This window comes from Streptomyces cynarae, assembly GCF_025642135.1.
In the GTDB taxonomy this organism is placed as follows: Bacteria; Actinomycetota; Actinomycetes; order Streptomycetales; family Streptomycetaceae; genus Streptomyces; species Streptomyces cynarae.
In genome coordinates this window covers 1,761,497-1,785,674 of record NZ_CP106793.1, presented here as the reverse complement: position 1 = coordinate 1,785,674, position 24,178 = coordinate 1,761,497, and the positions used below count along the sequence as shown (strand labels likewise).

The window sequence follows — 24,178 nt, the reverse complement described above, 5'->3', positions numbered from 1 at the left end:
GGGCGGGATCAGTCCCCCTGCCCGGCCAGCAGCCGGTCCGCGATCTCCTCGATCCGCTCGCGCAGCCCCTCCTGGCTCTTGCCGCCGTCGAGGCGCTCACCGTCGATCACATAGGTCGGAGTGCCGGTCACGCCGATCGCCTTGCCCTCGGCCTGGTCGGCGTCGACGATCAGGATGTGCCGGCCGTCGATCAGAGCCGTGTCGAACTCCTCGGCGTCCAGCCCAAGTTCGCGGGCCACCTCGATGAGGAACGCCTCTCCCTCGCGGTCCAGCTCCTCGACCCGGCCGAGCACGGCCTCCACGTACGGCCAGCCCTGCCCCTGCGCCAGCGCCTCCTCGGCGGCCTGCGCCGCGGCGAAGGCGTGCCGGTGCTTCTCCAGCGGGAAGTGCCGCAGCCGCAGCTCCAGCCGGTCGCCGTAGCGGTCGCGCAGCGCGCGCAGATCGTCGAGGGCGGTACGGCAGTCGGGGCACTGGAGTTCGCACCAGACGTCCAGGGCGGGGGCGGCTGCGCGGGCTGGGGAGGAGTCACTCATGGTCACAGTCTTCCAGTACCCGTGACGGCCCCCAAACGGGATCTCCGCACCCGGAGGTGGGCGGGGTGGGGAGCACCGGTGAGGTCAGGGGTGGAGACGGGGCCGCACCCTGGGGAGGAGCCGACCCCGAGGTTTCACGGAGATGTCCCTGACGTGCGTCCGGACCGTGGCCCGCGGGGCGTGGGGCGGTGCAGGATGGAAAGGACGAACCGCCCGACCGACCCCGCCCCACCGATCTCCGCTTGGAGGACCGGATGATTGCCGAGACAGTCTGTTCCGCCGCCTCCGTGGCCGGCCTCGGCATCGCCGCGGTCACGGCCTTCCGCAAGCGTTTTCTGGCGGCTGCCCGCACCGCCGCGTACGCGTTGGTGCCCATCGGCCTGGTGATGACAGGGGTGGTGGGCTGGCTGGCCGACACCGCGTTCAGCCCCACGGCCTGGGCGGGCTTCGGCGTGCTCGGGATCGCCTGGCTGCTGTTCGCCACCACCCGGGCCGTGGAACGCAGGCGCGGCGGCACCCGCAAGGAGCGAAGGGCGGCGCGTGCCGCGCAGCGGGAGGCGGGTGCCCCCTCGTCCTCCGCGCCGGCGCTCGGCGCCGGGGGCCCTCCCGCGGTTCGTCCCACGGCGGGGCCGCGGGCGGCCAATTCCACGGACGACTTCAGCGACATCGAGGCCATCCTGAAGAAGCACGGCATATGACGCCTCGCCCGGCGCGGGCCGGATGGGAAACGGCTGAGCGGTCGGGTCGCGGCTCCCCGGCGATCAAGGGTGGGCACGCCTAGATCATCTTCGCTCCGCACCTCGCGGAATCGGCGATCACATCGTCATGCCGTGCGTGTTGATCGCACGGCGGGTGCGGGCTGCGCCATCATCACCGCGAGATGCTGGACACAACCCAGAGCGACGCCGCCGCTCCTCCTGAGGATCGTCGGGGTTGTCTCTTCGCGCTTTCCCAGCCACCGCTGATGATCTTCCTTGCGGTGATCGGCTGTCTGCTGCTCATGGCATCGCTGCACGATCTGCTGCTGCTTTGAGCCGTATGCGGAGCCCCTGGCGCCACCCGCCGAGGGCTCCGTCAGCCCACCGGATGAGCGACGAAGGCGGACCACATGTCTGGTCACGCACGGTGAGTGTCTGCGCGGGTCCGGCTCCTCAGGGCCTCCGGCCTCACGGCTTCTCCCGCCCCTCGCGGCTTCTCGGGCCTCACAGCTCCTCCGGCCTCGCGGCTTTCCCAGCCCCTCGCGGTCGGCCGCGCCGTCCGCACCGCACCTGTGGTCCGGAAGGAGCCCCGCTCAGCCGGCCGCCTCCTTGCGGCGCGCCCGGTAGGCGGCCACGTGGAGGCGGTTGCCGCAGGTGCGGCTGTCGCAGTAGCGCCGTGAGCGGTTGCGGGAGAGGTCCACGAAGGCGCGTCGGCAGTCGGGCGCCTCGCAGCGGCGCAGCCGCTCCTGCTCCCCGGCCACCACGAAGAACGCCAGCGCCATCCCGCAGTCCGCGGCGATGTGATCGGCCAGGGAGGCGCCGGGGGCGAAGTAGTGCACATGCCAGTCGTAGCCGTCGTGGTCGGTGAGCCGGGGCGTGGTGCCCGCCGCCGCGACCAGTTCGTTGATGAGGCCCGCCGCGGCCCGGGCGTCCGTCGCGGCGAAGACCGCGGCGAACCGTCCGCGGATCTTGCGCACCGCCGACAGGTCGAACTCCGACAGAACGCCGAGATCGCTCACCGCGTGTCTGCGCGCGAAGTCGTCGAGGGCGGCGACATCCGGGAGCCCGTCAGGCTCGTCGCCCTCCGGTGTGGTGTTCACGAGGTCCACCACGAGGTCGAGCGCGCACCGGGTGTCATGGGTGATCAGCACGTGTCGCTCCCTGGCCTGGGGTCGGGCGGACGCCCGCCGATGCTGGCCGAGCCTAGCGGCTTCCCGCCCCGAGAGGACCGCCGCAGGGTCGGCTTCGGACAGGTCACGCAACGCGGCAAGAGCGTCACTCTCCGTAGAAGGCCATGGCGCCGCCTCCGCGAGGGGTCGCGGTGACGGCGCCCGGGTGTGCCGTATGCGGTTGTCCTGACCCGAGCCGTCTCCCCGAGTGGACGGCGCCGGGTGGCGTGGCTGTCTTGCGCTAGCTCTCGGCCAGGATGTGGGAGAGCTCCGTGTCGAGATCGAAATGGCGATGCTCCGTGCCGGGCGGCACGGCCGCATCGGTTCGCTTCAGGAACGACTCCAGGGCCCGCGCCGGGGCCTCGAGCAGGGCCTCGCCCTCCGGAGAGCTCAGGGCGATGCAGACGACGCCCTGACCGTGGCTGCGGGACGGCCAGACCCGGACGTCGCCGGTCCCTGTGGGCCGGTGCAGGCCCTCCGCGAGGAGGTCGCGGGCGAACACCCACTCGACGGTCTCCTCGGCTCCGGTGTGGAAGGTGGCGTGCACGGCGTAGGGATCGGCCGTGTCATACCGCAGTCCCGCGGGTACAGGCAGTGAGGACTCGCTCGACACAACGAGGCGCAGGTGCAGCTCGCAGCTGACCGTGGTGTTCATAAGCGCCAGGGCCTTTCGCTCAGTGTGCGCTCGGGGATTCGCACGTCGGCGAAATCGACATGCCACCTACGGTGCCGTTGTAAACCCCTCTGAGTGTTTTGCCTGTCTTTACGTAGCTCGTCCGGCCGAGACATCGTTCGTGCGATGCGGCCATTCCGGTGACCGGTTTCTCTCGGGTAGGTTTGGCTGTATGAATACGCGGAGTGACGAGCGGGGTGAGGCCGCCGTGGCCGCTGAGGAGCCGAAGACCGAGCGGGGGCTCGGTTCCAGGGCACCGGAATTCATCAAGGCCCGACGGGCGCTGCACCTCAGCTGGCAGGTCGGCGTTTTCGTGATCGGCCTCGCGGTGGTCGCGGGCGGCGTGCTCCTGCTTCCGCTGCCGGGCCCGGGCTGGCTGGTGATCTTCGCCGGCATGGCGATCTGGGCGACCGAGTTCGTCTGGGCCCAGCTGGTGCTGCGCTGGACGAAACGCAAGGTCACGGAGGCGACGCACCGCGCGCTCGACCCCAGGGTGCGCCGGCGCAACCTCCTGCTCACGACCGTCGGCGTGGCGATCGCGGCCGCGCTGGTCGGCGTGTACGTCTGGAAGTTCGGCTTCGTGACGCCCTGGAACATCAGGGAGGAGTGACCGGCCCGTGGTCGGGGGCATCCGCTGACATGCGGTAATGTTCTTCCTGCGCCCGGGCGATTAGCTCAGCGGGAGAGCGCTTCGTTCACACCGAAGAGGTCACTGGTTCGATCCCAGTATCGCCCACAAGATCGAGGGCGGCGCCGCTCAGGAGATGGGCGGCGCCGCCCTCGGCGTATGCCCTTGTGCGGGCCCCGGTGCTGATCAGCGCTTCCTCGCGCCCGTCCCCGGTGTGCCGCTGCGCGGCGAAGCCGGACCTCCGGGCCTGCCACGGCACCGGCCGGCCGAATCCGGCGTCCGGCTCTCGGCGCCGCACCGACCGAATCCGGCGTCCGACTCTCGGCGCCGCACCGACCGAATCCGGCGTCCGGCTCTCGGCGCCGCACCGGACGACCTCGGCGGTGTCGCCCCTCGCGACCTGCGCGCTTGTTGTTCCCGGCCCGAACTCGCCCTCCTGCGGTGCCTGTTACCGCCCGACCTCACTCTCACCAAATCCTGTCCGAATCATTGACGAGGCCGGAGGGCCTCCGTACCTTGTGCCAGCAAGCGCTTACTTGAAACGATTCATGAGCGGCGGCGTTGCTGCGGGGAGGGGCCTGACTGTGGGTACCGGGAATGTTGAGAGGCGCACGATCCTGAAGGCGGCGGGAGCCTCGGTGGCCACCCTGGGGCTGGCCGCGACGACGGGCTGCGGTGGTGACGGCGGCACCTCGGCGGACGGGACCGTGACGATCCGTTACTCGTGGTGGGGTGCCGACGAACGGGCGAAGAAGATCAACGAAACCATCAAGCTCTTCGAGAAGAAGCATCCGAAGATCAAGGTCAAAACTGACTTCCAGGACTACCAGTCTTTCTGGGAGAAGTTCCAGACGCAGGCGTCCGGCGGAAATCCCCCGGACGTATTCCAGAACGCCGTCACATTCCTTCGGAAATACGACAAGAGAGGTGTCCTCCTCGACCTCGAGTCACAGATCGACGCGGGCAATATCAGCCTGAGCAACTTCCGCGCCGGTGTCACGAAGGTCGGCGAGGTCGACGGCAAGCAGCTCGGCATTCCCGTCGGCTCCAACACCATGTCGCTCGTCGTCGACAAGAAGGTCTTCCAGAAGGCCGGTGTCGAGCCGACGGCGGGCTGGACCTGGGACGAGTACTTCAAGGCCCTCAAGACCATCCACGACAAGACCAAGGTCCCCGGGGACACGGGCTACTTCAGCATCATGTACCTGTACGACCTTTACCTCCGGCAGAACGGCAAGGCGTTCTACACCAAGGACGGACTCGGTTTCGACAAGGCCGATCTGACGGAGTGGTGGCAGGACGGCTACAACCGCGTGAAGGCCGGGATCGTCACAGACCCGAAGATTGTCGCCCAGGACCGGCCCAAGTCCTCGCTCTCGGCCGGGCACGGGGCGTCCGAATTCACCTGGGACAACTTCACGGTCCGTTACACCGCCGAGGGGAACAGCACCTACGGTCTAGCGCCGATCCCCACCATGGACGGCAAGCACACCGGCCAGTACCTCGCCTCCCTGATGCTGAGCGCCTCCGCGCGCACCTCGCACCCGAAGGAAGTCGCCCAGTTCATCAACTTCATGGTCCATGACCCCGAGGTCGGCAAGATCATGGGCTACGACCGCGGCATCCTCGCCAGCACCGAACAGTACGAGGCCTTCAAGCCGACCGACGAGGTCAACAAGGAGATCGCGCAGTACGAGGACGACACCGCCAAGGCCGGTGTCCTCGGCACGATCACCCCGCACCCCTCCGGCGCCGACACCATCGAGGCCGCCTTCCTGCGCATCGGTGGCGACCTGGGCCTGGGCAAGGTCAAGGTCGCCGACGCGGTGAAGCAGTTCTTCGACGAGTCGCAGGCCGCGTTCCAGGCCTGACCGGAACCGACCGGAACTGATGGGAACCCCCGTGACGCTCGTCAAGGACTCGCCTCTCGACACCCGGAAGACCCGTTCCGCCGCTCCCGCCGCCCTCAAGCGGCGGGGCCGCCGGGAGAACCTCGCCGGCTACCTCTTCATGTCCCCGTGGATCGCCGGCTTCGTGCTCCTGACCGCGGGACCCATGGTCGCCTCGCTGTACTTCGCGTTCACCGACTACAACCTCTTCAACACACCGAAGTGGGTCGGCCTCGACAACTTCACCAGGATGTTCGACGACCCCCGGTGGCAGAAGTCGGTGGAGGTGACGGCGAAGTACGTCGTCATCGGCACGCCGCTGAAGCTGCTCCTCGCCCTCGGTGTCGCTCTGCTCCTCGCGCAGAGCCGCCGCGGACAGGCGTTCTACCGGGCCGCGTTCTACGCCCCCTCGCTCATCGGCGCCAGCGTCTCGGTCGCCTTCGTCTGGCGGTCGATCTTCTCCGACGACGCCATCGTGGACCGCACGATGTCCGTCTTCGGCATCCACGTGGGCGGCTGGGTCGGCAACCCCGACTGGATTCTGTACTGCCTGGTGGCGCTCACCGTCTGGCAGTTCGGCGCGCCCATGGTCATCTTCCTGGCCGGGCTCAAACAGGTGCCGAAGGAGCTCCACGAGGCGGCGGCGATGGACGGCGCCGGAGCCTTCCGCAGATTCTGGAACATCACGCTGCCGATGATCTCCCCGGTGCTCTTCTTCAACGTGCTGCTGGAGACGATCCACTCGTTCCAGATCTTCGCCTCGGCCTACGTCGTCTCCAACACCTACTGCGGCCCGGCCGACGCCACGCTCGTCTACACCTGCTACCTGTACCAGCAGGGGTTCAAGAACGCCCAGATGGGCTACGCCTCCGCGATGGCATGGATGCTGCTGCTCGCCGTGGCCCTCGTGACGGCGGTCCTCTTCTGGTCCCAGAAGAAGTGGGTGCACTACGAGGAGGACGCCCGATGAGCACCACCACGACCACCGTCCGCAGGCCGCTCGGCGGCCCCGGCCGCAGGCGCGCCGGTTCGCTCGCCTGGCACCTCGGTGCCCTGCTGGTCCTCGCGGTCGTCCTCTATCCCGTCCTCTGGGTGATCGGGGCGTCGTTCAAGCCCAGCAAGGACATCATCAACAGCCTGCAGCTGTTCCCCGTCCACCCCATCCTCGACAACTTCAAGGGCCTGGCCAAAGGCATAGCCGACATCGCCATCTGGACCTTCTTCCAGAACTCCCTCCTGTACGCCGTCGGCGCCGTCGTCGGCATCCTGATCTCCTGCTCGCTGACGGCGTACGCCTTCGCACGGATCAGGTTCGCGGGCCGCAACCTGCTGTTCTCGCTCATGATCGGCACGCTTCTGCTGCCGTACCACGTGCTGCTCATCCCGCAGTACGTGATGTTCCAGAAGATGCAGCTGATCAACACCTATGTGCCGCTGCTGCTCGGCAAGTACCTGGCCACGGAGGCGTTCTTCGTCTTCCTCATGGTGCAGTTCATGCGGAGTCTGCCGAAGGAACTGGACGAGGCCGCCAGGATCGACGGCTGCGGGCACCTGAGGACCTACTGGTCGATCGTGCTGCCGCTGTGCCGTCCCGCCCTCATCACCAGCGCGATCTTCACGTTCATCAACGCCTGGAACGACTTCATGGGCCCGCTGATCTACCTCAACGACCCCGGCAAGTACACCGTGTCCCTCGGCATGATGATGTTCCGTGACTCCGACGGCGTGGCCGCCAACTACGGCGGCATGATCGCGATGTCCCTGGTCGCGCTGCTGCCCGTGCTGCTCTTCTTCCTCGCCTTCCAGCGCTACCTCATCGACGGCATGGCGACCTCCGGACTGAAGGGCTGAACATGGCCACCGACCACGCCCGCCCGAAGGCCCGCCGCGAGTCGCTGCTCGCCGAGAGGTTCGCCCTGTTCGCCGAGTGCCTGCTCACCGGTGTCTGGATCGCCGCGGCCTCGCTGCCGCTCGTCACCTACCCCGCCGCATTCGCCGCCGGCGCCCGCCATCTGCGCCGGCGCACGGCCCACGAGGGCGGTGGCTGGCGGGAGTTCGCCGGGGACTTCGGCTCGGCCGCGCGCCGCGGCTGGATCGTCGGGCTGGGCGGCTGGGCGGCGGCGGCCGCGGTCTGGGTGGACGTCCAGGCCGTCCGCGCCGGACTGCCCGGCGGGCCGCTCGTCGGCGCGGTCGGCGTCTTCGCCCTGATCGGCGCCGCCGTCGCCGGGCTGCGTGCGGCGGCGACCTGGACGCCGGGCGCCTCCTGGCGGGCCCTGCTCGCGGCGGCCGGCCGTCGCACCGTCCTCGACCCGGCCGGGTCCTTCCTCCTCGTCGGCGGAGCGGCCCTGGTGCTCTGTTCGGCCTGGTTCGTCGCGCCGCTCGCGGTCCCCGTCCTCGGGGCCGTGGCGGCGGCCGCCGTCGCCGTCGAGGAGCGACACCGGCGCCGCTGACGCCGGCCGGCACATCCCCTCGGGTCGGTGCCCCGGCGCCGCACCTCGCTCTGTCATGCCCCTGACCTCCCTGCATCACCCGCCAGGAAAGGAAGGCTGCATCTCTGATGTCTCCCATCCCCCGCAGGTCCCTCCTCAAGGCCGCCGCCGTCGCCGGAGCCGCCGCCCAGTTCAGCTGGGCGCCAGGGGCCAGGGACGCGCAGGCGGCGCCCAGAGCCGAGGCGGCCGACGCCGATCCGGTGACCCTCGACTGGCTCGAGGACGGCGGTCGCGGCGCCGCGCCCGGCTCCACCGTCGGCGTGCCCTGGCCGAAGGGCGCCTATCAGGAGGACCAGACGTTCGCCCTGACGGACGAGAACAGCAAGGCCGTACCCGTTCAGTCCTGGCCGCTCGCGTACTGGCCCGACGGCTCTCTCAAATGGACGGCTCATGCGGTCAGTTCCGGCAGCGGCAAGCTCACCCTCACCGCCGGGGCCCCCGCCGCCCCCGACAAGAAGGTCACCGTCGACAAGAGCGGCGACACCATCGACATATCGACCGGCGTCATCACCGCCAGGATCGGCAAGTCAGGCTCCACGCTGATCAAGTCGGTCACCCGCGGCTCCACCGAGATCGCCAAGAACGGCCGACTCGTCCTCATCCGCCAGCCGGAGATGGAGGACGAGGACCAGGGCACGGTGAAGACCGAGCGCTTCGACGGTGCGATCTCCGAGGTCACCGTCGAACAGGAAGGCCCCGTCCGGGCCGTCGTCCGCATCGACGGCAAGCACCGCAAGGGCGACCGCGGTTGGCTGCCGTTCTCCATCCGGCTCTACTTCTACGCGGGCGCCGACTCCTTCCGCATGGTGCACACCATCACCTACGACGGGACCCAGGAACCCGGCAAGGCGAGCGGCGACTTCATCCGCGGGCTCGGCGTGCGCTTCACCGTGCCGATGCGGGACGCCGCCTACGACCGGCACATCCGGATCGGCGGCGAGGGCACCGGTCTGCTGCGCGAGGCCGTGCAGGGCATCACCGGACTGCGCCGCGACCCGGGCGCGGCCGTGCAGGCGGCGCAGTACGCCGGACAGAGGCTGCCCGACCCCTCGACGTGGGACCAACGGGTCACGACCCGGCTCCAGTACATCCCGCACTGGGGCGACTACACCCTCTCGCAGCTCTCCGCCGACGGCTTCACTCTGCGCAAGCGCACCAAGAAGGGCTACGGCTGGATCGGCGCGGGTGGTGGCAAGCGGGCCTCCGGCTTCGGCTACGTCGGCGGACCGAGCGGCGGATTCTCCTTCGGCCTGAGGGACTTCTGGGAGAAGTTCCCCGCCCAGCTCGACATCCGCGACGCCCACACCGACGAGGCCGAGGTCACCCTCTGGCTCTGGTCGCCGGAGGCGCAGCCCATGGACCTGCGCTTCTACCACGACGGCATGGGCCAGGACACCTACGCCAAACAGCTCGAGGGCCTCAACATCACCTACGAGGACTACGAACCGGAGTTCGGCACCCCGTACGGCATCGCCCGCACGTCCGAACTCCTCTTCTGGGCCAACGCCGCCACCCCGACCCCCGACCAGCTCGCCGACCAGGTCAAGGCCGTCCGGACGCTGCCGCAGCTCGCCGTCCCGCCGGGGCAGCTCATCAAGGCCAAGGTCTTCGGCCCGGGCCTGTACTCCGAGCCCGACCGCTCCACGCCGGCCAAGGCGAAGATCGAGGATCACCTCGACTTCCTCTTCACCTACTACAAGGACCAGGTGGAGCAGCGCCGCTGGTACGGCTTCTGGGACTACGGCGACATCATGCACACCTACGACACCGTCCGGCATGTGTGGCGGTACGACATCGGCGGCTACGCCTGGGACAACTCCGAGCTGTCGCCCGACCTGTGGCTCTGGTACGCGTACCTGCGCAGCGGCCGCGCGGACATCTTCCGCTTCGCCGAGGCGATGACCCGGCACACCGGCGAGGTCGACGTCTACCACATCGGCAAGTGGGCCGGGCTCGGCACCCGGCACGGCGTGCAGCACTTCGCCGACAGCGCCAAACAGCAGCGCATCGCCAACACCACCTACCGGCGCTTCTACTACTTCCTCACCGCCGACGAGCGGGTCGGCGACCTCATGCGGGCCAACGTCGACTCCGACGAGACGTTCCTCGTCCTCGACCCGCAGCGCAAGGTACGCACCGACCCCTACACCCCCGACCGGCACGCCTTGTCGATCGGCTTCGGCACGGACTGGAGCGGCCTGGTGTCGGCCTGGCTGACCGAGTGGGAGCGCAAGGGCCCCAAGTGGGAGAAGGCCAAGGCGCGTGTCCTCTCCACGATGGAGGGCATCGCGGCCCAGCCCAACGGCTTCGTCCAGGGCAGCGGGCTGTACGACCTCGACACCGGCAAGTTCGCCGTCGCCGACAAACCGGTGGTGTCCGTCTCCCACCTCTCGGCCGTGTTCGGCCTCAACGAGCTGTGCGCCGAGCTCAACTACCTGGTCGACATGCCGAAGTTCAAGGAGGCGTACCTGGACTACTGCCGCTACTTCAACGCCACCAAGGCCGAGCAGAAGGCCCGCTACGGCTCAGACTTCGGCAGCCTGCTGCTCTTCCAGGGCCACTCACGCCTCGACGCGTACGCCGCCGTCCAGACCGGCGACGCGACGCTCGCCAAGCGGGCGTGGAGCAAGTTCTACAACTCCGACGGCTACTCCGAGTCCTCGCCGTGGAAGACGGAATCGCTGAGCGGCCCGGCCACGCTCGTCGCGGGCAGTGAGGCGGCCTGGGTGTCCACCAACGACACCGCGCTCTACGGCCTCGCCGCCATCGAGAACCTGGCTCTGCTCGGGGACAAGATGCCGTCGTAGGCGGCAGGTGGGGGAGCGCCGCCGCACGGGCGGCGGCGCTCGCACCCGTCAGTGTGGCCCCCGTCACTTCCCACGGCATGAGTACACGTACTCAGATACCGGGGGCCGACCCGGGAAGACTCTGCACATGGACCGGAGCCGCTACCGCTTCCGCAGCCTGTGGGCCCTGCCCGCGCCGCCCGCCGCCGTGTACGCGGTGCTGGAGCGGCCCGAGCAGTATCCGCGCTGGTGGCGCCAGGTGCGCGCGGTGACCCGGCTCGACGACACGACCGGTGTCGTCCGGGTCCGCTCCCTGCTGCCGTACGACCTGACCTTCATGATGCGCGAGGCGCGGCGCGACCCGGCGGCCGGGATCCTGGAGGTCGCGCTGTCCGGTGACGTCGACGGCTGGGCACGCTGGACGGTCACCGCGGCCGGCTCCGGCACCCTCGCCCGCTACGACCAGGCAGTTCACGTGAACAAGCCGCTGCTCAGGAGGTTCGCCGTGCCGGGGCGGCCGGTCTTCCGCGCGAACCACTGGCTGATGATGCGGTCGGGGCGGCGCGGACTCGTCGCCCACCTGGAAGCGGTTTGAAGGAACCCGTCGGGGGCCTGTATTGTTCAGTGCGTTCCCGGGCGATTAGCTCAGTGGGAGAGCGCTTCGTTCACACCGAAGAGGTCACTGGTTCGAACCCAGTATCGCCCACCGGGAGAGAGCCGGTCCGCATGATGCGGACCGGCTCTTTTTGTTCGCCCGTGACCGGGATACGCTTCCGATCTTCGCGGGGGCTGGGGAGGCGTCCGCGGCAAGAGGGGGGATCTCCTTGGGTGCTGCAAAGGGCGACAGAAGCAAGCCGATCGGGACCCTGACGAGGGGACGCAGGCGCTTCACCTGGCTCAAGGTCTTCTTCGTCGCGCTGCTGCTCGGCGGTGTCGTCGCGCTCTTTTGGACGGGCGGGAACGTGGAGCGTGTCACCACGATGTGGGTGGGCGCCGAGGTCGCGGCCGACGGCAGCATCCGCGTCACCGAGGTCATCGACTACGACTTCGGACACCCCGGCACCACCCGGCACGGCATCTACCGCGATCTGCCGGACCTGATGGACGACCAGGAGTACGCCAAGGTCGCCGCCACCATGGACGGCCACCGGGTTCCGTGGGAGTTCGACGTCGGCGACTACTACGAGGCGCCGGACGGCCAGCGGGAGATCGCCACCCGGATCAAGGTGGGCGACCCGGGCGGCTCCGTCACCGGCGTGCACCGCTACCGCCTTCAGTACACGCTCACGGACGTCGTGAAGAAGGGCAGGATCGCCTGGGACGCCGTCGGCACCGGATGGCGGGTCGACCGTTCGAACGTGCAGATCCACGTCGTGGCCCCTTACGAACTCACCGGCACACGCTGCGTGCGGGGCACCAACGGCTCCCAGGACCCCTGCACCGCCCGCGAGGACGGGCCCGGCCGGCTCCACGTCACCCTCGACCGGCTCAAGGGACACGAGGGCGTCACCCTCTACGCCACCGGTGGCCGGAAGCTGACCGGAGCGAGGCCTGCCCTGCCCGCGCCGCCTTCCGGGAAGGCCGTCGGCACGACCGTGGGGAGCCCGTGGCGGGTGGCCCTGCTCGCGTTCGCCCTCACGCTGGTCGGCGCCGCCGCCATGATCTGGCTGCTGCGCCTCATCGGCCGGGACCGGATCGCCGAGGAAGCACCCGACGGCACGCCCGGCCGCACGCGGCGCGTCGCCCTCGAACGGCGCGCCGCCTCGCTCACTCCGTCCTCCGTGCCCCCGGAGGGTCTGTCACCGGCCGAGGGTGGGATCCTGCTGGCCGAACGCGTCGAGAGCCACCATCAGGTGGCCTGGCTGCTCGGCGCTGCGATCGAGGGGCGCATCGCCATCGAGGGGAGCGAGGAGCATCCCACCCTCAAACGCCGTGAGCCGGCCGACGCGTCCTATGACGCGGTCGCCAGGGTCGTGCTGGGCAGCATCTTCTCGGGGCGCGACTCGGTCACCCTGGGTCTGCGCGACGCCCGCTTCAGGTCGGCCTGGCAGAGCCTCCACCACGAGCTGACGGCCTGGCACGAGAGCAGCGACCTGTGGGACCAGACCTCCGCGCGCCTGGCCCGCGCCGGACGCCGCGTCGGCATTGCCGCCACCCTGCTCGGCGTCATCACGACGGCCGTCGGGGCCCTGCTCGGCGGCGGCCGGAACGCGGCCGGCTGGCCGGTCCTCGTGGCGGGCGTGATCGCGGTGGGCGCCGGGCTGGCGTTGTGGCTGCGCTCCTGGGAGCTGTACGCCCGCACCCCCCGCGGCACCGAGCTCTGGCTCCGGCTGGAGGCGTTCCGGCGCTACCTCATGGACCCGTCCTCCCACCAGGGCGACGAGCCCCTCGACGAGGGACGACTGGAGCTGTACACCGCGTGGGCGGTGGCCCTGGACGTGGCGTACGCGTGGGACAAGGCCATCGCCGGCTCGACGGTCGCTCCCCGGCGCCGATCCACGGCGACTTCGGGTTTCGTCACCGGCTACGCCCTCGGCCTGATGACCGCCTCCTCGTCCTCCAGCGCCGCCCCGCCCTCCAGCAGCAGCCGCGGCGGCGGTGGAGGAGGCGGGGGATTCGGCGGGGGCGGGGACGTCGGCGGAGGCAGCGGAGGCGGGGGCGGAGGCTCCTGGTGACGTAGGCCGTGTGACACCGGGCGCCTGTCCCCGGCAGGCGCCTTCCCCATGGTTCCTACGCCGCCGCCGGCAGCTCCGGCCGCAGCGGCCACTCCGTGCTGACGATCTCCTCCGAGCCGCTGCGCGCGAACCACGCCTGAAGCCCGCGCGCCTGCGCCGCATGCCAGTTGGCCTGGAGCGTGTGCAGCTCCGCGGGGGAGAGACGTTCCAGTCGGGTCGCGAAACGGCGGCCGAGGGCCCGCACGACCTCCATCGCGGCCAGCGCGTCCGCCGCCGCGTCGTGCGCCCCCTCCAGCGCCACCCCGTAGTGCGCGCACAGGTCGGTGAGCGTGCGGCGGCCCTTGCGGTAGCGGTCCAGGTGCTTGTCGAGCACCCGCGGGTCGAGCACGCGCAGCGGCGCCGACACGAACCAGCGCTCCAGCGAGGACGCGCGATGACGCCGCAACTCCCGGTCCAGCAGCGTCAGATCGAACGGCGCGTTCATCACCACCAGCGGCCGGCCCCGCATCGCCTGCTCGCCCAGCTCCCGGGCTATCTCCTCCATCACCGGCGACGGCCAGCGGCCGTTGCGTTGCAGGTGCTCCTCCGTCAAGCCGTGCACTGCCGTCGCCTCCGCGGGCACCGGCACCCCCGGGTTCACCAGCCAGCGGCTCAACCGCGGCCGGGTTCCCGGAGCGTCCTGGACGACGACGGCGGCCGACACGATCCGGTCGGTCTCGACGTCCACGCCGGTGGTCTCCGTGTCGAACGCGGCGAGCGGGCCCTCGTACCAGAACGTCATGCCTACTCAACTCCTCGTTCACCCGTGGCAGCTGACGTACCGTCTTCTGCCCGTTTGGTGATACCCGGGCTGTTTGCGTCGTACGCCGGGAGGAGACAACAGGAGTACGGGTCTTTGCAGTTCAGGGGGCTCGGGCGGGGATTCACTGCGCAGGGAAGGCTGTTGGTCATGGCGATAGCGCAGCCCGAGCGGGGCGGGCTGCTGCCCGAGCGGACGGCACCCCATCGCGGCACACTCGCGACCACCGCCTGCATGGAGACACTGCAGGTCGGCTATCTGCACGCGGTCGCCGCGGCGGCCGGCTGCTCGCTGTCCCAGCCCTTCCCGGACAACGGCATCGACTGGCACGTCAGCCACAGCGCACCCGGTCACACGGTCGACGACGAGGTCACCATCAAGGTGCAGCTGAAGTGCACGTACCAGATACCGCCGAACCCCCCGGGCCGCTTCTTCTCCTTCACGCTCGACAACGAGCACCTGCGGAAGCTCGCCCGCACCCCCGTCGCCGTGCACAAGATCCTCGTCGTGATGATCGTCCCCCGGACCCAGGACCAGTGGCTGCGGGCCGGTCACGACCGCCTGGACCTGCGGCACTGCTGCTACTGGACCAACCTCGCCGGACACCCGGTCACGGGCCGGCACCGCACCACCGTGCGCGTGCCGACCTCGCGCATCTTCGACGACCGCGCCCTGTGCGAGATCATGACCCGGGTCGGAACGGGAGGCAGACCGTGACACACCGTCCCCTCGACGAGCAGTCCCGCACCGTCCGGCCGCACCCGGCCGAGCCGCTGTGGAACCGGCCGTCCGACCCCGACCAGGTCGACCCCGCGGTGCTCGGCGCCCTGCTGCACCGCCACGGCTGGCAGCGCCGCGGCGGGGCCCCCGGCCGCTACGGCCGCTGGACCCCGCCAGGCCCCGGCGGCAGTGGTACGAGCCTGCTGGTGCCGGAGAGCCGCGCCTTCCCCGACTGCGACGACCTGATCGGCGAGGCCCTCCTGGCTCTGGCCCGCAGCGGCTCGCCCTCCGCCCGAGACGTGCTGGTCGGCCTGACCGTGCCCGGCGACGAGATCCACTGGTGGCGTGACGTGCCGACGGGACCCGTGGGTGCCGCTCCCTGGGACGTCGAGGACCAGCTGCGCACCGCTGCCCGCCGGATGCTGCTGGCGGCCGCCCTCGCCACCCGCGCCCGGCTCGGCTACTACGGTGCCCGGCACCGCAGGCCCGCCGCCGCGTCGCTCGAGCACGTCCTGATCGGCGCGGCCACCGGCGGCCGCGAGCTCACCGCCTTCGTCCCCGTCGCCACGGGCCGGCCGCTCGCCGTACGCCTGCACCAGGCGCTGTACGCCGCCCGCGAGGCCATCGACTACCAGCGGGCCACCGGTGGCATGGATGCCTTCGACACCGCCGTCGAGGCCGGCGTGAGCCATGAGCTGACCGAGGCGCTGGTCGCCCTCGTCCGCGGGTCCTCAGGCGCCCGGATCGCCGTCGCGTGGGCGCCCGCCGCCGGCGTCCCCGAAGGGGGTGCGACGCCCGCCGAACCGGTCGAGTTCTCCCCGGGTGACCTGCCCGCCCTGCGCGAGGCCGGAGCCCGCTACCTGCGCGAGGAACCGTCCGTACCGGTGCGGATCACGGGCGCCGTCGTCCGCCTGCGCCGTTCGGGACCGCGCGGCGAGGGCACCGTACGGCTGCGGGTCCTCGCCGGGGCCGAGGTGCCGCACGTACGGATGACCCTGGACGAGGAGTCGTACCGCATCGCGGGCCACGCCCACCTCGTCGGACTGCCGATCAAAGTGCACGGGCGGCTGGAGAGCCGGGGCGGCTTCCGGCGCCTCGCGGCCGCGTCAGGGGTGACGCCGGTGCAGGTCGACGACGCCGAGCGGGACCGGCTGATGAAGTCGCTCCAAGAGAACCTGGACTTCTTCGAGGAGGCGTGCGGCGGGGACTGAGCCCTCGGGGCACCGGAACCGTTTCGCGGTGGGCGGCCGTGGGTCGGTACGATCCCAGTCATGCGCGCGCTCCAGGTATGGCGCCGCATCCACCAGCAGTCAGGAGAGTCCGGTGTCAGACGTCCGTGTGATCATCCAACGCGATTCCGAGCGGGAAGAGCGCGTGGTGACGACGGGCACTACGGCCGCCGACCTCTTCGCAGGCGAGCGTTCGATCATCGCCGCGCGCGTGGGCGGTGAGCTGAAGGACCTCGCCTACGAGGTGAAGGACGGCGAGACCGTCGAGGGCGTCGAGATCTCCTCCGAGGACGGCCTGAACATCCTGCGCCACTCCACCGCGCACGTGATGGCCCAGGCCGTGCAGGAGATCTTTCCCGAGGCCAAGCTGGGCATCGGCCCGCCCATCCGGGACGGCTTCTACTACGACTTCGACGTGGCCGAGCCGTTCACGCCGGACGATCTCAAGCGCATCGAGAAGAAGATGCAGGAGATCATCAAGCGGGGCCAGCGCTTCTCGCGCCGGGTGACCACGGACGAGGACGCCCGCGAGGAACTGGCGAACGAGCCGTACAAGCTCGAGCTCATCGGCCTCAAGGGCAACGCCGCGCAGGCCGCCGAGGGCGCCGACGCCGAGGTCGGCGGCGGCGAGCTGACGATCTACGACAACTTGGACGTCAAGACCGGCGAGTTGTGCTGGAAGGACCTCTGCCGCGGTCCCCACCTGCCCACCACCCGGATCATCCCGGCGTTCAAGCTGATGCGCTCGGCCGCCGCCTACTGGCGCGGCAGCGAGAAGAACCCGCAGCTCCAGCGCATCTACGGCACCGCCTGGCCGTCCAGGGACGAGCTCAAGGCCTACCTGGACTTCCTCGCCGAGGCCGAGAAGCGCGACCACCGCAAGCTGGGCGCCGAGCTGGACCTGTTCTCCTTCCCCGAGGAGCTGGGCCCCGGCCTGGCGGTGTTCCACCCCAAGGGCGGCGTCATCCGCAAGGAGATGGAGACGTACTCGCGGCGGCGCCACGAGGTCTCCGGCTACGAGTTCGTGAACACGCCGCACATCTCGAAGGAGCGGCTGTTCGAGATCTCCGGGCACCTGCCGCACTACTCGGACGGCATGTTCCCGGCCATCGAGTTCGACGAGCAGAACTACCGCCTCAAGGCGATGAACTGCCCGATGCACAACCTGATCTTCAAGTCGCGCGGCCGTTCCTACCGCGAACTGCCCCTGCGACTCTTCGAGTTCGGGACCGTGTACCGGTACGAGAAGTCGGGCGTCGTGCACGGCCTGACCCGCTCGCGCGGCTTCACCCAGGACGACTCGCACATCTACTGCACCAAGGAGCAGATGCCGCAGGAGCTCGACACGCTCCTGACCTTCGTCCTCGACCTGCTGCGCGACTACGGCCTGACCGAGTTCGAGCTGGAGCTGTCCACCCGTGACGACTCCGACAAGTTCATCGGCTCGGACGAGGACTGGGGAGAGGCCACCGAGGCGCTCCGCCAGGCCGCCGAGAAGCAGGGCCTGCCCCTGGTCCCGGACCCGGGCGGTGCGGCCTACTACGGCCCGAAGATCTCGGTGCAGGCCCGGGACGCCATCGGCCGGTCCTGGCAGATGTCGACGATCCAGGTCGACTTCAACCAGCCGAAGCGGTTCGGCCTGGAGTACACGGCGGCGGACGGCTCGCGCCGGCAGCCCGTCATGATCCACCGGGCCCTCTTCGGGTCGATCGAGCGGTTCTTCGGCGTGCTCCTGGAGCACTACGCGGGCGCCTTCCCGGCCTGGCTCGCCCCGGTTCAGGCGGTCTGCATCCCGATCGGCGACGCGCACGTGCCCTACCTGGAGAAGTTCGCCGAGCGGGCGCGGGAGCACGGCCTGCGCGTCGAGGTCGACTCCTCCTCGGACCGTATGCAGAAGAAGATCCGCAACGCCCAGAAGCAGAAGGTGCCCTTCATGGTCATCGCGGGCGACGAGGACATGTCCCACGGCTCGGTGTCGTTCCGCTTCCGGGACGGCTCCCAGGAGAACGGCATCCCGTTCGACGAGGCCATCGCCAAGATCGTGAAGGTCGTCGAGGAGCGCGCGCAGGTCTGACGGCCGTCAGGGTCCCGACCCGAAAGACGAGCCACGAGGCCCCCGGGGGATCCCGGGGGCCTTTGCCCTGTTCCGGCGAGGACGCCATATGCTGCACCTCATGACGAGTGAGCCGGAGCAGCAGATCGGAGTGGGGACGCAGGACGCGTTCCAGCGCCTGTGGACGCCCCACCGGATGGCCTACATCCAGGGCGAGAACAAGCCGACCGGTCCGGGGGCCGACGACGGCTGTCCGTTCTGCTCCATCCCGGCCAAGTCGGACGAGGACGGGCTGATCGTCAAGCGGGGCGAGCTGGTGTACGCGGTGCTGAACCTGTACCCGTACAACGGCGGCCATCTGATGGTCGTGCCCTACCGCCATGTCGCCGACTACACCGACCTCACGGAGCCGGAGACCGCGGAGCTCGCCGAGCTGACCAAGCAGGCGATGACCGCGCTGCGCACGGCCTCCGGGGCCCATGGGTTCAACATCGGCATGAACCAGGGCTCGGTAGCCGGCGCGGGCATCGCCGCCCACCTGCACCAGCACATCGTGCCGCGCTGGGGCGGCGACACGAACTTCATGCCGGTGGTCGGCCACACGAAGGTACTGCCGCAGCTGCTGGCGGACACGCGGAAGATGCTGGCGGAGGCTTGGCCTGCCTGACCCGAGTGGCTGCGGGCAGGATTCAGCCTGTCTGGGGGCGGTGGCCCCCAGTACGGCCACGGCCGCGGCACCGAGCGGCAGCGCCGAACCTCCAGGCGCTACGCGTCGTACACGTCCGCCTTCTTCGGCGTCGGATCCTGCACCTGCGTGCTGAGGAACGTCGACCGCGTCCCGAACGCCTCCACGTCCACCCCGTGGTCCCTCAGGACCCGGATCGCCGCCGCGTGCACCACCCGCAGCACCGGCGTGGCCGCGCGCAGGGCGTCGTCGGCCATGAAACGGTGACGCCACGGCTGGTCCGCCCAGGCGTGGCGCAGACCGAACGGCTCCGGGAGGGTCAGCGAGCCGCCGAGCCAGTTCAGGAACGGCGGATACGAGGTGAGCGGGGCGCGGGCGGCGAGCCGCACCACCTCGTCGGCGTCGACCAGCGGCAGCCTCACCTTGTGGGTCTCCCAGAACTTGACGGTCTTGGCCACCTCCTTCTCCTTGGGCTCGGGCTTCGTGGTGAACAGGGAGTTGACCGGCCCCAGGGCGTGCCCGGTGACCTCGATGCGCAGGGTGTCGTGCAGCACCGTCACCGTGATGAGCATGGTGATGACCAACTGGCCGTCCCACAGCGTCCACTGGACGCCGAGGTAGTGCCGGTCGCCGCTGCCGAACTGCTGCTTGTTGCAGATGTCCTGTATCGCGTGCGTCTTGATCGTGTACGCGTCCACGTCGGTGCCGCTGGGCCGGGAGACCTCCTTCGCCTTCTCCCCGATCGGTGTGACGATCCAGTGCGTTATGGAGGGCTTCGGGAAACCGCCGGTGTTGATGGAGGTCCGCTCCAGCATCGCCAGATCGCCCTGGATCGCGGTGATCAGGTCCCAGCTGCGGAAGGGGTGGAAGTCCTTCCCGGGCTCGGCGGAGACCAGGTCTTCGGCCAGCTGCCAGCTGCCCCAGCGTGTGCCCATGCCGAGGATGCCCTTGGGACCGGCGTAGAAGACGGAGTTGGACCGCTGCTCGGCGCTCAGCCGGGTGAGCTCCTTGCGCAGCTGCTCGGCCGCGTCGCCCGGGTGCCCGGGCACCGCCTCGGGGATCTTGGCACCCAGGCCGCCGCCCGCGAGCAGACTGTCCCAGCGCTCACGCAGGTCCTTCGCCGTGCGCTCGCAGATCTGCTTGGCCCAGAACCAGCCGACGACCGGCATGACGACCGACGCGCGCGCGTACCACCCCCAGAAGCCGGAGAACGGCATACGGATCAGGAAGATCACGGCGAGGGCGCCGACGGCGACCAGAAGGGTCGTGGCGAGCGCACCGGCGCTCCTGTCCGTCCGCCTGCCGAGAGTGGTGCGGATCTGGAACACCAGCAGCCACACCAGGAATCCAGGCAGGAACAGCACCCCGCACAGGACCGTCACCGCCGTCAGCCAGTTGTCGCGTTCCCGTCGGATGCGGTGGGCCGCCAGGCAGTGCTCCACGACGACCTGCGGCTCGGTGCCGAACGACTGGATCAGGGGCTTGCGCCCGGCGCCCAGCATGCGGTCGATCACCGCGCGGGAGTAGGCCTCACCGAGCTTGGGGCGGAATATCCTCGCCCCCGGACGCGGGGGCTTGACGGTCGACTGGTGCCACTCGTTGTCGGCCTCGAGGATCTTGGTGACCTCGTCGTCCTCCCGGTACGCCGCCGAGGCCAGGGCGTAGGTCGCCGCCGTCTGGCCCGCGGAGCCCGAAAGGGGCACCTGCGCCCCGGGGCTGAAATCGAATCCGTCCGTCACTGCCGCCCCCTCGCCGCCGAACCCGCTCCTGCGGCCTTCCCGACTTCCTTGCTCCGCACACCTGTTGAACAGGCCGGCGTGCTGATCGTGTGTCGACTTGATCAGGACATCAGCGTATCCGCAGGCACTGACATGCGGGAGCGGACGACCGGAAGAGGTCCGCTCCCGCATGGAGAGGGGAACAAGGGTTCAACTACTGGGACTTCTGAGCCTCTTGACGGATCTTCTCCCCGAGCTGTGGCGGCATCGGCTCGTGCCGCGCGTAGGAGCGGCTGAAACGTGCGGTGCCGTGCGAGAGGGAGCGCAGGTCGATCGCGTACCGGCCGATCTCGATCTCCGGCACCTCGGCCCGTACCAGAGTCCGGCCACCGCTGACCTGCTCGGTGCCCAGCAGCCGACCGCGCCGCGCGGACAGGTCGCTCATCACGGCGCCCACGTACTCGTCGCCCACCAGCACCGACACCTCGGCGACCGGTTCCAGCAGATGGATCGTGGCGTCGGCCGCCGCCTCGCGCAGGGCGAGCGCGCCCGCCGTCTGGAAGGCGGCGTCCGAGGAGTCCACGGAGTGCGACTTGCCGTCGAGCAGCGTGACCCGGATGTCGACCAGCGGGTTGCCGGCGGCCACGCCCTTGGCGGCCTGCGCGCGCACCCCCTTCTCGACGGACGGGATGAACTGCCGGGGCACCGCTCCGCCGACCACCTTGTCCACGAACTCGATGCCGGAGCCGCCCGGCAGCGGTTCCACCTCGATCTCGCAGATCGCGTACTGACCGTGCCCGCCGGACTGCTTCACGTGACGGCCCCGGCCGGCGGACCTGCCCGCGAAGGTCTCCCGGAGGGACACCCTGTGCGGGACCACGTCGACCTGGACGCCGTACCGGCTGCGCAGCCGCTCCAGGGCGACGTCCGCGTGCGCCTCGCCCAGGCACCACAGCACCACCTGGTGGGTGTCCTGGTTCTGCTCCAGGCGCATGGTCGGGTCCTCGGCGACCAGCCGGGCCAGGCCCTGGCTGAGCTTGTCCTCGTCCGCCTTGCTGTGCGCCTGGATGGCGAGCGGCAGCAGCGGGTCGGGCATCTGCCAGGGCTCCATCAGCAGCGGGTCGTCCTTGGCCGAGAGGGTGTCCCCGGTCTCGGCACGGCCGAGCTTGGCCACGCACACCAGATCGCCCGCGACGGCGTGCGTGACCGGGCGCTGCTGCTTGCCGAAGGGCATGGACAGGGCGCCGATCTTCTCGTCGACGTCGTGGTCCTCGTGGCCGCGGTCGGTCAGGCCGTGTCCGGAGACGTGCACCGTCTGGTCGGGGCGCAGGGTGCCGGAGAAGACGCGGACCAGCGAGATGCGGCCGACGTAGGGGTCGGAGGAGGTCTTGACGACCTCGGCGACCAGCGGGCCCTCGGTGTCGCAGGCCTTCAGCTCGCGCGGCTTGCCGTCGATGGTGGTGACCCCCGGCATCGGGTGCTCGAACGGGGTCGGGAACCCGCCGGTGATCAGCTCCAGCAGCTCGACCGTGCCGAGGCCCTGCTTGGCGCCCTCGGCGGCGGGGGCGGCGGCCAGGACGGGGAAGAAGCTGCCGCGCGCCACGGCCCGCTCCAGGTCCTGGATCAGCGTCTTGACGTCGACCTGCTCACCACCGAGGTAGCGGTCCATGAGGGTCTCGTCCTCGCTCTCGGCGATGATCCCCTCGATGAGCCGGTTGCGGGCCTCCTCGATCCCCGGCAGCTGGTCCTCGCCCGGCTCGGACTCCTTGCGCTCACCGGTCGAGTAGTCGAACAGTTTCTGCGTGAGCAGCCCGATCAGGCCGGTCACGGGCGCGTGCCCGTCGGGCCCCTGCGGGCCGTGCAGCGGCAGGTACAGCGGCAGGACGGCGTCGGGGTCGTCCCCGCCGAACGCCTCCGCGCAACGGCGGGTCATCTCCTCGAAGTCGGCCCGGGCCGCCTCCAGGTGTGTGATCACGATGGCGCGCGGCATGCCGACGGCCGCGCACTCCTCCCACACCATGCGGGTCGAGCCGTCCACACCGTCCGAGGCCGAGACGACGAAAAGGGCCGCGTCCGCGGCGCGCAGACCGGCCCGGAGCTCCCCGACGAAGTCGGCGTATCCAGGAGTGTCCAGCAGGTTGATCTTGATCCCGTCCCATTCGACGGGAACCATGGAGAGCTGCACCGAGCGCTGCTGCCGGTGCTCGATCTCGTCGTAGTCGGAGACGGTGCCGCCGTCCTCCACACGGCCCGCCCGGTTCAGCGCTCCCGCCGTCAGCGCGAGAGCCTCCACCAAAGTCGTCTTGCCCGATCCGCTGTGGCCGACCAGCACCACATTCCGTACGGACGCGGGCCGGTCGGCCGCCGTTGCCCTGCCGGCGGCTCCGGGGTGTACGTTCGCTTTGTCGCCCATGGCCTTGCCTCCCGTGCACGGTGAGGTCACTGTGGGCGCGGACATGCGGACCCGCGTGCGAGGCGGCTCCGGTGACGCCCGCGGTTCCTTCGAGCTTTGCACTCGCGTCACAATGCGTCCATACGAGGGACGTGATCCCGTTCGCGGGCCGTGCTCCGCCCTGCGCGATCTCGCCGTGACCCGGGCGCCATCAGGCCGTGACACAGGGCCTTGGGTGCCCGGCCGTCGCGTCCACGCGCGCGTGGCTACGATTGGGCGCGCCGGTGGCCAGCAGGGGCCGCCCGGCTCACCGACCGTCGGGAAGGCCATGCTGAACAAGTACGCGCGTGCTTTCTTCACGCGTGTTCTCACACCGTTCGCCGCGTTTCTGATCCGGCGGGGCGTCAGCCCCGACACGGTCACGCTGATCGGCACCGCCGGCGTGATCGCGGGCGCGCTGGTCTTCTACCCCCGGGGCGAGTTCTTCTGGGGCACGGTCGTCATCACGCTGTTCGTCTTCTCGGACCTCGTCGACGGCAACATGGCCCGCCAGCTGGGCCGCTCCAGCCGTTGGGGCGCCTTCCTGGACTCCACGCTCGACCGGGTCGCCGACGGCGCGATCTTCGGCGGCTTCGCCCTGTGGTACGCGGGCAACGGGGACGACAACGTCCTGTGCGCGGTGTCGATCTTCTGTCTGGCCAGCGGCCAGGTGGTGTCGTACACCAAGGCCCGCGGCGAGTCGATCGGGCTGCCCGTGGCGGTCAACGGCCTCGTGGAGCGCGCAGAACGCCTGGTGATCTCCCTGGTCGCCGCCGGTTTCGCGGGCCTGCACAAGTTCGGCGTGCCCGGCATCCAGTGGCTGCTGCCGATCGCGCTGTGGATCGTCGCCGTCGGCAGCCTGGTGACGCTGATCCAACGGGTCGTCACCGTGCGCCGGGAGTCCGCCGAGGCGGACGCCGCCGCGGCCGCGCAGAACGACGAGAGCACCTCGCACGGCAGCGAGACGGCCAAGTGAGCGGCGTGAAGAGGATCGGGGCGGCGG

21 protein-coding genes and 2 tRNA genes are annotated in these 24,178 nt (G+C 70.1%); 17 read left to right on the top strand and 6 right to left on the bottom strand.

What is annotated here, in order from left to right; translation table 11 throughout:
- Nucleotides 1-8: 8 nt before the first annotated feature.
- Nucleotides 9-533 carry a DsbA family protein gene (locus tag N8I84_RS08420; RefSeq protein ID WP_263228961.1) on the bottom strand — a complete coding sequence of 175 codons (525 nt, stop codon included), beginning with the start codon at nt 531-533 and terminating at the stop codon, nt 9-11.
- 254 nt (nt 534-787) lie between these two features.
- Here N8I84_RS08420 and N8I84_RS08415 point away from each other — a divergent pair, with 254 nt between their 5' ends.
- Both N8I84_RS08415 and N8I84_RS08410 read left to right on the top strand, forming a co-directional pair.
- Nucleotides 788-1,231, top strand: coding sequence for a hypothetical protein (locus N8I84_RS08415; RefSeq protein WP_263228960.1), 444 nt, complete (start codon nt 788-790; stop codon nt 1,229-1,231).
- Nucleotides 1,232-1,413: 182 nt separating this feature from the next.
- The gene (locus tag N8I84_RS08410) at nt 1,414-1,566 is read left to right on the top strand and encodes a hypothetical protein (RefSeq protein ID WP_263228959.1); all 153 of its coding nucleotides are present in this window, start codon (nt 1,414-1,416) and stop codon (nt 1,564-1,566) included.
- Between the two features lie 258 nt (nt 1,567-1,824).
- Here N8I84_RS08410 and N8I84_RS08405 read toward each other — a convergent pair whose 3' ends face one another.
- Both N8I84_RS08405 and N8I84_RS08400 read right to left on the bottom strand, forming a co-directional pair.
- Complete coding sequence (locus N8I84_RS08405; protein WP_263228958.1) at nt 1,825-2,382, bottom strand: CGNR zinc finger domain-containing protein; 558 nt, start codon at nt 2,380-2,382, stop codon at nt 1,825-1,827.
- A gap of 259 nt (nt 2,383-2,641) precedes the next feature.
- On the bottom strand, nt 2,642-3,055 hold the full coding sequence (locus N8I84_RS08400; protein WP_003959770.1) for an SsgA family sporulation/cell division regulator: 414 nt from the start codon (nt 3,053-3,055) through the stop codon (nt 2,642-2,644).
- Between the two features lie 190 nt (nt 3,056-3,245).
- Between N8I84_RS08400 and N8I84_RS08395 the strand changes: the two genes are divergently transcribed.
- The 10 genes from N8I84_RS08395 to N8I84_RS08350 all read left to right on the top strand — a co-directional run bounded on the left by N8I84_RS08395 (nt 3,246) and on the right by N8I84_RS08350 (nt 13,540).
- Nucleotides 3,246-3,683 (top strand): TIGR02611 family protein, encoded by a 438-nt coding sequence (locus N8I84_RS08395; protein WP_263228957.1) that lies wholly within the window; start codon nt 3,246-3,248, stop codon nt 3,681-3,683.
- Between the two features lie 54 nt (nt 3,684-3,737).
- A tRNA-Val gene (locus tag N8I84_RS08390) sits at nt 3,738-3,809 on the top strand.
- A gap of 530 nt (nt 3,810-4,339) precedes the next feature.
- The gene (locus N8I84_RS08385) at nt 4,340-5,572 is read left to right on the top strand and encodes an ABC transporter substrate-binding protein (RefSeq protein ID WP_263228956.1); all 1,233 of its coding nucleotides are present in this window, start codon (nt 4,340-4,342) and stop codon (nt 5,570-5,572) included.
- Nucleotides 5,573-5,591: 19 nt separating this feature from the next.
- Nucleotides 5,592-6,560 (top strand): carbohydrate ABC transporter permease, encoded by a 969-nt coding sequence (locus N8I84_RS08380; RefSeq protein WP_374707199.1) that lies wholly within the window; start codon nt 5,592-5,594, stop codon nt 6,558-6,560.
- Nucleotides 6,557-7,441 carry a carbohydrate ABC transporter permease gene (locus N8I84_RS08375; RefSeq protein ID WP_263228955.1) on the top strand — a complete coding sequence of 295 codons (885 nt, stop codon included), beginning with the start codon at nt 6,557-6,559 and terminating at the stop codon, nt 7,439-7,441. The genes N8I84_RS08380 and N8I84_RS08375 overlap by 4 nt, the downstream gene beginning before the upstream one ends.
- A gap of 2 nt (nt 7,442-7,443) precedes the next feature.
- Nucleotides 7,444-8,040, top strand: coding sequence for a hypothetical protein (locus N8I84_RS08370; protein ID WP_263228954.1), 597 nt, complete (start codon nt 7,444-7,446; stop codon nt 8,038-8,040).
- Nucleotides 8,041-8,147: 107 nt separating this feature from the next.
- A complete protein-coding gene (locus N8I84_RS08365) occupies nt 8,148-10,886 on the top strand; it encodes an exo-rhamnogalacturonan lyase family protein (protein ID WP_263228953.1) in 2,739 nt (912 codons plus the stop codon).
- Nucleotides 10,887-11,013: 127 nt separating this feature from the next.
- Nucleotides 11,014-11,460, top strand: a complete 447-nt coding sequence (locus N8I84_RS08360; RefSeq protein ID WP_263228952.1) for an SRPBCC family protein — start codon at nt 11,014-11,016, stop codon at nt 11,458-11,460.
- 39 nt (nt 11,461-11,499) lie between these two features.
- Nucleotides 11,500-11,571, top strand: a tRNA-Val gene (locus N8I84_RS08355).
- 118 nt (nt 11,572-11,689) lie between these two features.
- Entirely contained in the window at nt 11,690-13,540 is a 1,851-nt protein-coding gene (locus tag N8I84_RS08350) for a DUF2207 domain-containing protein (RefSeq protein WP_263228951.1), read from the top strand.
- 55 nt (nt 13,541-13,595) lie between these two features.
- On the opposite strand, the gene N8I84_RS08345 is transcribed toward N8I84_RS08350, so the two are convergent.
- Nucleotides 13,596-14,321, bottom strand: coding sequence for a 3'-5' exonuclease (locus tag N8I84_RS08345; protein WP_263228950.1), 726 nt, complete (start codon nt 14,319-14,321; stop codon nt 13,596-13,598).
- Nucleotides 14,322-14,489: 168 nt separating this feature from the next.
- Here N8I84_RS08345 and N8I84_RS08340 point away from each other — a divergent pair, with 168 nt between their 5' ends.
- The 4 genes from N8I84_RS08340 (at nt 14,490) to N8I84_RS08325 (ending at nt 19,008) form a co-directional block, all read left to right on the top strand.
- A complete protein-coding gene (locus N8I84_RS08340) occupies nt 14,490-15,056 on the top strand; it encodes a DUF4365 domain-containing protein (protein WP_263228949.1) in 567 nt (188 codons plus the stop codon).
- On the top strand, nt 15,053-16,270 hold the full coding sequence (locus N8I84_RS08335; RefSeq protein WP_263228948.1) for a hypothetical protein: 1,218 nt from the start codon (nt 15,053-15,055) through the stop codon (nt 16,268-16,270). Before N8I84_RS08340 ends, N8I84_RS08335 begins: the two co-directional genes overlap by 4 nt.
- Nucleotides 16,271-16,382: 112 nt before the next feature.
- A complete protein-coding gene (gene thrS, locus N8I84_RS08330; RefSeq protein ID WP_263228947.1) occupies nt 16,383-18,362 on the top strand; it encodes a threonine--tRNA ligase in 1,980 nt (659 codons plus the stop codon).
- 88 nt (nt 18,363-18,450) lie between these two features.
- Nucleotides 18,451-19,008, top strand: coding sequence for an HIT family protein (locus tag N8I84_RS08325; protein ID WP_263228946.1), 558 nt, complete (start codon nt 18,451-18,453; stop codon nt 19,006-19,008).
- Between the two features lie 98 nt (nt 19,009-19,106).
- On the opposite strand, the gene N8I84_RS08320 is transcribed toward N8I84_RS08325, so the two are convergent.
- Nucleotides 19,107-20,765, bottom strand: coding sequence for a CvpA family protein (locus tag N8I84_RS08320; protein WP_263228945.1), 1,659 nt, complete (start codon nt 20,763-20,765; stop codon nt 19,107-19,109).
- A gap of 193 nt (nt 20,766-20,958) precedes the next feature.
- Complete coding sequence (locus N8I84_RS08315; protein ID WP_263228944.1) at nt 20,959-23,157, bottom strand: elongation factor G-like protein EF-G2; 2,199 nt, start codon at nt 23,155-23,157, stop codon at nt 20,959-20,961.
- Between the two features lie 307 nt (nt 23,158-23,464).
- Here N8I84_RS08315 and pgsA point away from each other — a divergent pair, with 307 nt between their 5' ends.
- Complete coding sequence (pgsA, locus tag N8I84_RS08310; RefSeq protein ID WP_263234699.1) at nt 23,465-24,151, top strand: phosphatidylinositol phosphate synthase; 687 nt, start codon at nt 23,465-23,467, stop codon at nt 24,149-24,151.
- The last annotated feature ends 27 nt before the right edge of the window (nt 24,152-24,178 follow it).

Bases quoted from the DNA above. Each gene is read 5' to 3' on its own strand.
- N8I84_RS08420 (WP_263228961.1), bottom strand. From the start codon at position 533: ATGAGTGACTCCTCCCCAGCCCGCGCAGCCGCCCCCGCCCTGGACGTC.
- N8I84_RS08415 (WP_263228960.1), top strand. From the start codon at position 788: ATGATTGCCGAGACAGTCTGTTCCGCCGCCTCCGTGGCCGGCCTCGGC.
- N8I84_RS08410 (WP_263228959.1), top strand. From the start codon at position 1,414: ATGCTGGACACAACCCAGAGCGACGCCGCCGCTCCTCCTGAGGATCGT.
- N8I84_RS08400 (WP_003959770.1), bottom strand. From the start codon at position 3,055: ATGAACACCACGGTCAGCTGCGAGCTGCACCTGCGCCTCGTTGTGTCG.
- N8I84_RS08395 (WP_263228957.1), top strand. From the start codon at position 3,246: ATGAATACGCGGAGTGACGAGCGGGGTGAGGCCGCCGTGGCCGCTGAG.
- N8I84_RS08380 (WP_374707199.1), top strand. From the start codon at position 5,592: ATGGGAACCCCCGTGACGCTCGTCAAGGACTCGCCTCTCGACACCCGG.
- N8I84_RS08375 (WP_263228955.1), top strand. From the start codon at position 6,557: ATGAGCACCACCACGACCACCGTCCGCAGGCCGCTCGGCGGCCCCGGC.
- N8I84_RS08370 (WP_263228954.1), top strand. From the start codon at position 7,444: ATGGCCACCGACCACGCCCGCCCGAAGGCCCGCCGCGAGTCGCTGCTC.
- N8I84_RS08365 (WP_263228953.1), top strand. From the start codon at position 8,148: ATGTCTCCCATCCCCCGCAGGTCCCTCCTCAAGGCCGCCGCCGTCGCC.
- N8I84_RS08360 (WP_263228952.1), top strand. From the start codon at position 11,014: ATGGACCGGAGCCGCTACCGCTTCCGCAGCCTGTGGGCCCTGCCCGCG.
- N8I84_RS08345 (WP_263228950.1), bottom strand. From the start codon at position 14,321: ATGACGTTCTGGTACGAGGGCCCGCTCGCCGCGTTCGACACGGAGACC.
- N8I84_RS08340 (WP_263228949.1), top strand. From the start codon at position 14,490: ATGGCGATAGCGCAGCCCGAGCGGGGCGGGCTGCTGCCCGAGCGGACG.
- N8I84_RS08325 (WP_263228946.1), top strand. From the start codon at position 18,451: ATGCTGCACCTCATGACGAGTGAGCCGGAGCAGCAGATCGGAGTGGGG.
- N8I84_RS08315 (WP_263228944.1), bottom strand. From the start codon at position 23,157: ATGGGCGACAAAGCGAACGTACACCCCGGAGCCGCCGGCAGGGCAACG.
- pgsA (WP_263234699.1), top strand. From the start codon at position 23,465: ATGCTGAACAAGTACGCGCGTGCTTTCTTCACGCGTGTTCTCACACCG.